The sequence below is a fragment of the Candidatus Protofrankia californiensis genome (genome assembly GCF_900634765.1).
Taxonomy (GTDB): domain Bacteria; phylum Actinomycetota; class Actinomycetes; order Frankiales; family Frankiaceae; genus Protofrankia; species Protofrankia californiensis.
In genome coordinates this window covers 5,727-13,438 of the sequence record NZ_CAAAFT010000374.1, presented here as the reverse complement: position 1 = coordinate 13,438, position 7,712 = coordinate 5,727, and the positions used below count along the sequence as shown (strand labels likewise).

The following is a 7,712-nucleotide window of genomic DNA, read 5'->3' as shown; positions in this document are numbered from 1 at the left end:
GCCGATACCCTCGCCGATCTCCCGGAACAGAATGTGCCGTCCACGCTCGTTGCCGTACGGCGCTTCATCCCGTCCCGGCGTTCCCGGCTCGGAGCGACCCCGCTGGCGGCCGCCATGGCCAATGACGCGGTCTTTCGCGGACGGGTCGCCGAGCGGCTCCGGCTTGCCCTGCCCGAGCTTGTGGCGTCACTGGAGTCCGACGAGGGACCGCCCGAGGCGGCTCCGCCCGAGGAGATCGCGGCCGTCGCCTACGTCCTGCGTTTGCCCGGGTGGGAACGGATGGTCGAGGCCGCCGCGCAGGAACTGGCCGAAGCCGCGGCGTCGGCCCGCGCGGCCGACGCCACCGAGGCGGTCGCGCGCCTGCATGAGCAGCTCGACACGCTCAGGCAGAGCGCCAAGGTTGAGAACGACCAGTTGCGGGAACGCCTGGCAGCCGCTCGCTCCGAGGCGGAGGATGCCCGCCGACGCCTGCGCTCCTCCTCCGACCGGCTCCGCCGGGTCGAGAGTGTGGCGCACGATGCCGTCGAGGTGGCGGAGAAGGCCCGCGACGAGGCGGTCGCGACCGCCCGTGAGGCCGAGGCCGAAACCCGTCGGCTGCGACAGCGGGTAGCCGAACTCGAGGCTGCTGTGACCGCGTCCCGGCGGGACAGCCGGGAGGCCCGGTCAGCCGAGGACGTGCGCCTGCGTGTCCTGCTCGACACGCTGATGGCCGCGGCCAACGGCTTCCGCAAGGAACTCGCGTTGCCGACCGCCGTGCAGCGGCCGGCGGACATCGTCGGCCGCGGGGAGGACGAGGCCGCGCCCTTCGACCCGTTCTGCGGAGTCGGCGCCCGTGGCCTGGCCGAGGACGACCCGGCGGTTGTCGACGAGGTTCTCGGGGTTCCCGGCGTACACGTCATCGTGGACGGCTACAACGTCACCAAGCGTGGGTACGGCTCGTTGCCGCTGCAGGCACAGCGGGCCCGGCTGCTGTCCGGGCTCGGCGCGCTGGTCGGCCGCGCGCCCGAGAGCGAGATCACGGTCGTGTTCGACGCGACCGCGGTCATCGCCAGGCCCGTCGGGGTGGCGGCGCCCCGTGGGGTGCGGGTGGTCTTCAGCCGACCTGGTCAGCTGGCTGACGAGGAGATCATCCGGCTTGTGCGGGCCGAGCCCATGGGGCGTCCCGTCGTCGTCGTCACATCGGATCGTGAGGTGGCCGACACCAGCCGGCTCTCGGGTGCGCGTCCGATCCCGTCCGCCGCGCTGCTGGCCCGCCTCGACCGCTCCTGACCACCGGGGCGCGGTACCGACCGACCGTGCTGGGGGCACCGGATCCCGGTGTTCGGACGAGTAAGGACGAGCGAGAGGGAGCGGCAACGGGGAAGGGCCCGGTGCGTGACGACCTGGGACAGGCGCGGAGCCCGACGGTCATCGGCTTATAGTCCCCGTGGCCGAGAGCGTCGGAGTCCATTGGCCGTCCGAGGCCACCACCGTGCCGCTGGAGTGATCGATCTGCTTACCGCCTCGGCGGCCGAACACCATCGCGCGGTCATCCTGCACTACGACGCCGACTTCGAGCACATCGCGGCCACCACGGGGCAGCCGCACGCGTGGATCGCGCCACGCGGCACTCTCACCTGACATCCAGCTTTTTACTCTCTGGGCTCAGGATTCGAGCCCTTGGCGGCCCACCGCACGCACCCTACTGCGGCCACAGGCGATGTCTCGCGCGACCACGCTGTCGCCCTCCGTTGCGTCCCGTTCGGGGTGCCGGGGGCCTTCCTTGAGGCACTTGGGCCCCGTCGCCTGGTCTGAGAGGGCTGGCAGCCCGACTCGTAGCGGGCGACACCGGCGATGTGGACGAGCTGCCCTGCCGGTGGGTGGCGGCACCCTCTAGCAGATGGCGATCAGGAGCCAGCGGGACTAGAATCGACCAAAACGAGCATCCCGATCGTACCGATCGTCTCCGGAGGCGGTTCATGACTTCGCCAGCGAGAAACGAGCCGCTGCACGACGAGACCTACCTCCCGCGCGAGGACGCCGGCGAGATCATCGACTTCCTCAGCGCCCTGCGCGACCGCGGACAGCGGGTGGCCGAGCCCCGTCCTCGGCTGACAGGCCCCGACGGGCGCAGCGTCGAACTACCCGAGCCCATGTTCGAGGTTCTCCTGCAGATCGCCGCGGCGATGAAGGCGGGCTTGGCGGTCACCGTGGCACCACATCACCTGACACTGTCCACCCAGGAGGCAGCCGACCTGCTGCGCATCTCGCGCACCACGCTGGTACGGCTGCTGGAGACCGGCGTCATCCCGTTCGAGAAGCCGAGCCGCCACCGCAAGGTCCGGCTCGACGACCTGCTCGAATACCGCAGACGCCAGCGGAACGCGGCTGAACTCGCATTCGCGGACATGATCGCCGACACCGAGCGGCTGGGCCTGTACGACGTCGACCCCGACGAGGCGCGGGCCGCACTGAAGGCCGCCCGCAAGAAGACCCAAGGCTGACCCGCGTGTACAGCGCGCTGCTCGACACCTGCGTTCTCGTGCCCAGCAGGGCACGCGACGTGCTGCTCGAGATCGCCAGTACCGGAGCCTACCGACCGCTATGGTCCACCGAGATCCTCGACGAACTCGACCGAACCCTCCGCCTGCTCCTCGGCAAGCGGGGAATGTCACCGGAAGAAATCAACGCCTACCTCACCCGCCTCACCCGACAAATGAAGACCGCCTTCCCGGACGCCCTCGTGACCGACTGGGAGCCGCTCGTCCCGACTGCCCAACTGCCCGACCCCGACGACCGGCACGTGGTTGCAGCCGCCCGGGCTGGCCGCGCTGACGTGATCGTCACCGACAACCTCGCGGACTTCCCGCCCAGCGCGCTGCCCGTACCGCTCACCCGGCAGTCCCTCGACGACTTCCTGCTCGACGCACTCGACCTCCACCCCGGCCAGGTCGTCACCGCCGTCCGTACCATCGCCAGCAGGACGGAAAGGTCGGGCCCCGCAATGACAGCCCACGACATCGCCACGTACATGCATGCACACCACCCCGGCCTTCGGCGAGCGCCTGCTGACGGTACTCGGCAGTCCGCGCACGGCCTAGCGACCGTCTTGGTGCAACGTCAGGCGAAGACCTCGACAGCGCACGTGGCCGCGCCGCTGCGCGCGATGCGGGCATCGCTGGTGATCAGGGGCAGCCCCAGCGCCTCGGCGAGCGCCACGTACTGCGCGTCGTACGCACTGAGGTTGTGATGCAGTTCGCGGACCCGCCGCCAGAGGATCAGTGTCTCGTGCCGCACGAGCGGCAGCATCTGGTAATCGGCGATGGCCTTCGTCGTCTCCCGCTCGGTGATCTTGCCACCCCGAAGCATCCCGAGGAATGCCGAAACTACTTCGTAGTCGAGCAGGCCGGGTGCCGCAAGCGACTCGAGACTGGCGAGCCGGCGGCGTACGGCGACCCCGCCTGCACCCTGATCTGTCAGCGTCCGTACCAACGCCGAACAGTCGGTCACAGCCGCTACACCGCTCAACGGTGTTCCCTGCCCTCGTCGATCGCGGCAAGGATGTCCGAGGTACTGACATCGGACCGTGTCTCGCGGTCGAGGCGGGCCATCATGTCCGCCAGGGGCGGCGTCTGCGCGTCGCGCGTGACCAGGTCGAGCAGATACGCCTGTAGGCTGCGACCCCCCTTCGCGGCCTTGATCTTCAATGCTTCGAGGGCCGACTCGGAGACGTCGCGGATGGTGATCGCAGCCATGCTTGCATTTTACCTTCAGTGCCTGCAATACGCTATCGAGGCCGCTGGTGTCGAGTGGCGGCCGAGCGGGCGGGGACCACGTCCGACAGCGCCGGGAGGTGACCCGCCCTTCGTGTGATCGAAACTGCTCGTGACCGGCCCATCAGGCCCGCACCCGAGTAGCCGCACAGAAGCCCCCTGGCCTGAGTCGAACAGGAACGTCAGGCCGATCACGATCCCCATCGCCACGGTCACGACGCTCACTGTGGGCGGCTCACTGTGGGCGCGGGGAGATACCGACGACTGCGCAGGCTTCGCCCGTCGGGTCCCACGACCAGCACATGCGCTCTCACAGCGTCTACATGGCCTGCGATGCCGGTATCGCTGTGGGACGGACGATGGCGAGCAGGTCCTTGGCTGTTGTCTCGTAGTCCAGGCTGCCGGCGAAGGGCGGGTTAGCGAGGATGAGGGAGTATCGGTCGGCGTCGCTTGCGGCGCTCTGGGCGAGCGAGTCGCGGTAGCGGATGTCGGGCTGCTCGACCTCGTGCAGCAGCATGTTCATGCTGCCGATCCGCAACATCGTGTTGTCGAAGTCGAAGCCGTGGAACATGCCGTGGTCGAAGTGCCGGCGTGTGGCGGAGCCGAACAGGGCCTCGTGATGGGTCCGCTCAAGGTAAGCGGCGCTCTCGACCAGGAAGCCGGCCGTCCCGCAGGCCGGGTTGCAGATGGTGTCGCCGGGGCCCGGGGCCGTCATCTCGACCATCAGCTGGATGATGTGCCGCGGGGTGCGGAACTGGCCGTTCTGGCCAGCGGCGGCAATCTTGCTGAGCATGTACTCGTACAGGTCGCCCTTGGTGTCGTGCTCGTCGAGCGGGAGCCCGTCGAGCATGTCGACGACCTTGGCAAGCAGGTTCGCCGTCGGGATGGTGAACCGGGCGTCACGCATGTGCTGCTCGTAGGTCGAGCCCTCGCCACCGAGTTCCCGCAGCCACGGGAAGACCCTGTCCCGCACCAGCGCGAACATCTCGTCGGTGCTGCCCAGGGCCTTGAAGCGCGACCAGCGCAGTTCCTGGGTGGCATTCGTTTACACCGGGTTCTCGATCGGCCGGCGGGTGCGGTTGGCCTTGTTCTCCTTGCCGGTCTGGATGCTGTCCAGCCGGCGGATGAACATCAGGTAGGTGATCTGCTCGATGACCTCCAGCGGGTTGGAGATCCCTCCCGACCAGAACGCGTCCCAGACCCGATCGATTCTGCTCCGTAGATCACCTGAAAGCACCCAGGGAGCCTACCGGCCCGTAGGTGCGCCAACGACACACATCACACAGGGTGTCGTCCATTGTCTTCCAGTAGTTATTTTGTTGACTATTTCGTGTCTGGCGGATTTGCGGTCGCATGGACGGCACCCAGACTGCCACTCACCGCCTTGTCGCCATCACCAATGTCTCCTATCTACCGATCTGAGCGGCCACACGACGGCGAATTGGCAGGCCGGCGGGCTGGGTAGCACTCGAAGCGCTTTCCATCGGATCAGCGGTTACTGCTTGCCCGACCGGAATGTCACGGTGCCCTGACCGGATTCGGTGTGCCCGCTTCGCGTCCCGGCGACGCCGAGCGCCGCGACGCGCCCAGTGCCCGCGCCGGGTCAGATGCCGGTGACCAGACGCACGCCTGCCGCGATCTTGGTCAGCAGGTAGCCGGGCACGTGACCGGCAGGATAGGGGTCGAGGAACTCGCGGCTGACCGGGCCGAGTTGCGAGACCACCGCGACGGAGTCCTTGTCGAGCCCGGAGGCCTCGGCGGGCACGAGCACGTTGCCGGGGAACGCTTCCAGGGTGGTGTTCGAGGTCAGAGGCACCACCAGCGCCGTGCCGATGTCCGTGGCCAGCAGCCAGTCCTCCTGCACGACCACGGCCGGGCGGACCTTCGCCGGTTCCGAACCCCGTGGCGAACCGAAGTCCACCCACACGACATCGCCGCGACGGATCACCACTCGGTGCCTTCGCGCAGCACCCGCTCGGACTCCCGCAGGAACAGCCCGTCGCCGGAGGGCTGTCCGACACGCGCGAGCACCGCGTTCGCCAGCCTGGTCAGCTCCGCCTCGCCCTCCAGCTCGTCGGCGAGCCGCTTACCGGCGAGCCGGTAGAACTCCGACCGGTTCATCCCGTGCCGGGCCGCGACCCGCTCGAACCGCTCGAAGTCGCCATCGGGAATCGAGATCGCTGTCTTCATGATGCGAGTATAACCGGTCATACTGTCACGGTGCCCTGGCCGGGTTCAGTGTGCCCGCCTCGCGCTGTTGCTCCCGCCGAAGCCAGGCCCTCGCCCACACCGCCCCGGCGAAGTCCTCGGCCGTCCGGCGCGGAGCCTTGCGTGCCAGTACCCACGCCAGCCACTTCTCCTGCTGCGCTCGTCTGGTCAGGCCGGTGAAGCTTCAACCGACGCAGATCTTGGTCGCGCGCGAGTACGTGACGACGTGCCCGCACGTACCCCAGTTCTCGTGGGTGGGTCGTCGGACGGCGTTGAGGCGGAGAAGTTGTCGGACCTGGTGCCTACGGTGGGTCCCGACGCGGTCGCGTCACCCGTGGCGGTCATGTCATGACCGTTCGGGTCGGCTCGAGGCGGCCTGTTCCGGCCGGAGAGGCGGAGACGATGCTGATCGACTGTGGCACATGCGTGGTGCGTGGAGCCGCATGCGGGGACTGCGCGGTGCATGTTCTGCTGGAGCCTGCCGGCGGCGTCGTCGACTGGGACGAGGGCGAGCAGCGGGCCATGGAAGCCCTCGCCGACGGCGGCCTGATCCCGCGGTCCCGGTTCGTCTCCCCGGTGGCATCCGCGACGCCCAGGAATGCCGGAGATGCCGCGCCCACGGCGCCGGTACCGATGGCACAGGTGCTGCCGCTGCCCCGTCCCGTGAACAGCCCCCGTGAACGCGCCCGCCGGACCGGCTAGCCCGCCGACTTCCCCCACGGCGGCGCGTCACGGCCGGGTGGGGCGGGTGAGCCGGGCTGGGCGGTGGCTCCGGCGGCGTGCGCTGGTGGCGTCGGTGGTGATGGCGGCTGTCTGCACGGCGGTCGCTGTCGGGCTGGTGCTGGCTGTCACCAGCCACGCCGGTCAGGAACGTGCTGGTCAGGAACATGCCGGTCAGGGGAACGCCGCTCGTGAGGATGCGGCCGGTGTGGCCCGGCCACGGCCCGCGCCGGGGCCGGCTGAGCAGGGGACGGCTGGGCGTCTGGCGGTCGTCGGGGACGCTCCGGTGTCACGGCTGGTCGAGATACGTCGTGATGCCGACGAGGCTCTGCGCTATGTGCGTGCGGTCTGGGACGGGCCGTGGGCCGACCAGGTCGTGGTGGAGGTTCCCGCGGGCGGCGCCGGCTTTCGCGCCGAGTCAGGACGGACGGGTACCGACGGTGAGGCAGCGGTCGCGGTGCTTCCAGGGGAGGCCCCGGGGGGCGGTCGTGTGATCGTCAATCCGGAGGTCTACGACCGGTTGACCGTCGAGGGCCGGCAGGTGGTGCTGCGTCATGAGTTCACCCACCTGGCGAGCGCCGATGTGACCGGAGCAGGCACCCCGATGTGGCTGGTGGAAGGTCTGGCCGAAACCGTGGGCCACGCCGGGGTGGGGCTGGAGGTGACCCGGGCAGCCGCGGAACTGGCTGCCCAGGTGCGGTCCGGCTGGTTACCTGACGCGTTGCCGGGCGATGCGGCGTTCTCCGCGGCGGACGGAGCAGCTCCCGCCCGCTACCAGGAGGCGTGGCTTGCCTGCCGGCTGATCGCGGACAGGGCCGGCCTGGACGGGCTGATCAGGTTCTACCGGCAGGTCGGATCCGGCGGTGGCGATCCACCGACACGGCTGGCCGGTGCGCTGCGGGCGGTCCTGGGAACCACCGAAGCCGATTTTGTCATGCAGTGGAGATCCTATCTGGACGCGCAGCTTCGCCCCTGACCCGCCCGGATTGCCCGGGGCCGCCATGCCGGGTGCCGCTACGTAGGGCGTTGTCA

At 69.3% G+C, this 7,712-nt stretch carries 9 protein-coding genes and 2 pseudogenes; 6 read left to right on the top strand and 5 right to left on the bottom strand.

The genetic code is table 11. From position 1 onward, the window contains the following. The 4 genes and pseudogenes from DD1DGNOD_RS19190 to DD1DGNOD_RS29835 all read left to right on the top strand — a co-directional run. A partial coding sequence (locus tag DD1DGNOD_RS19190) for an NYN domain-containing protein (protein WP_131770752.1) occupies nt 1-1,269 on the top strand: 1,269 nt, incomplete at its 5' end. Between the two features lie 213 nt (nt 1,270-1,482). Further along, entirely contained in the window at nt 1,483-1,620 is a 138-nt protein-coding gene (locus DD1DGNOD_RS19185; RefSeq protein WP_206443304.1) for a hypothetical protein, read from the top strand. Nucleotides 1,621-1,958: 338 nt separating this feature from the next. Beyond that, nucleotides 1,959-2,483, top strand: coding sequence for a helix-turn-helix domain-containing protein (locus DD1DGNOD_RS19180; RefSeq protein ID WP_131767851.1), 525 nt, complete (start codon nt 1,959-1,961; stop codon nt 2,481-2,483). 5 nt (nt 2,484-2,488) lie between these two features. Then, a pseudogene (locus DD1DGNOD_RS29835) lies at nt 2,489-2,824 on the top strand (PIN domain-containing protein); the annotation flags it as partial. 275 nt (nt 2,825-3,099) lie between these two features. On the opposite strand, the gene DD1DGNOD_RS19170 reads toward DD1DGNOD_RS29835, so the two are convergent. The 5 genes and pseudogenes from DD1DGNOD_RS19170 to DD1DGNOD_RS19150 all read right to left on the bottom strand — a co-directional run bounded on the left by DD1DGNOD_RS19170 (nt 3,100) and on the right by DD1DGNOD_RS19150 (nt 5,963). After that, complete coding sequence (locus DD1DGNOD_RS19170) at nt 3,100-3,507, bottom strand: type II toxin-antitoxin system VapC family toxin (RefSeq protein ID WP_131767849.1); 408 nt, start codon at nt 3,505-3,507, stop codon at nt 3,100-3,102. Then, nucleotides 3,504-3,734 carry a FitA-like ribbon-helix-helix domain-containing protein gene (locus DD1DGNOD_RS19165; RefSeq protein ID WP_131767848.1) on the bottom strand — a complete coding sequence of 77 codons (231 nt, stop codon included), beginning with the start codon at nt 3,732-3,734 and terminating at the stop codon, nt 3,504-3,506. The genes DD1DGNOD_RS19170 and DD1DGNOD_RS19165 overlap by 4 nt, the downstream gene beginning before the upstream one ends. A gap of 370 nt (nt 3,735-4,104) precedes the next feature. Then, nucleotides 4,105-4,989 (bottom strand): annotated as a pseudogene (locus DD1DGNOD_RS19160) (type I restriction-modification system subunit M); the annotation flags it as partial. 366 nt (nt 4,990-5,355) lie between these two features. Next, on the bottom strand, nt 5,356-5,700 hold the full coding sequence (locus tag DD1DGNOD_RS19155) for a type II toxin-antitoxin system PemK/MazF family toxin (RefSeq protein WP_131767847.1): 345 nt from the start codon (nt 5,698-5,700) through the stop codon (nt 5,356-5,358). Continuing rightward, nucleotides 5,697-5,963 carry a hypothetical protein gene (locus DD1DGNOD_RS19150; RefSeq protein ID WP_206443303.1) on the bottom strand — a complete coding sequence of 89 codons (267 nt, stop codon included), beginning with the start codon at nt 5,961-5,963 and terminating at the stop codon, nt 5,697-5,699. Before DD1DGNOD_RS19150 ends, DD1DGNOD_RS19155 begins: the two co-directional genes overlap by 4 nt. A gap of 456 nt (nt 5,964-6,419) precedes the next feature. Here DD1DGNOD_RS19150 and DD1DGNOD_RS19145 point away from each other — a divergent pair, with 456 nt between their 5' ends. After that, the gene (locus tag DD1DGNOD_RS19145) at nt 6,420-6,662 is read left to right on the top strand and encodes a hypothetical protein (RefSeq protein WP_241255841.1); all 243 of its coding nucleotides are present in this window, start codon (nt 6,420-6,422) and stop codon (nt 6,660-6,662) included. A gap of 46 nt (nt 6,663-6,708) precedes the next feature. Beyond that, a complete protein-coding gene (locus DD1DGNOD_RS19140; RefSeq protein ID WP_131770751.1) occupies nt 6,709-7,656 on the top strand; it encodes a hypothetical protein in 948 nt (315 codons plus the stop codon). The last annotated feature ends 56 nt before the right edge of the window (nt 7,657-7,712 follow it).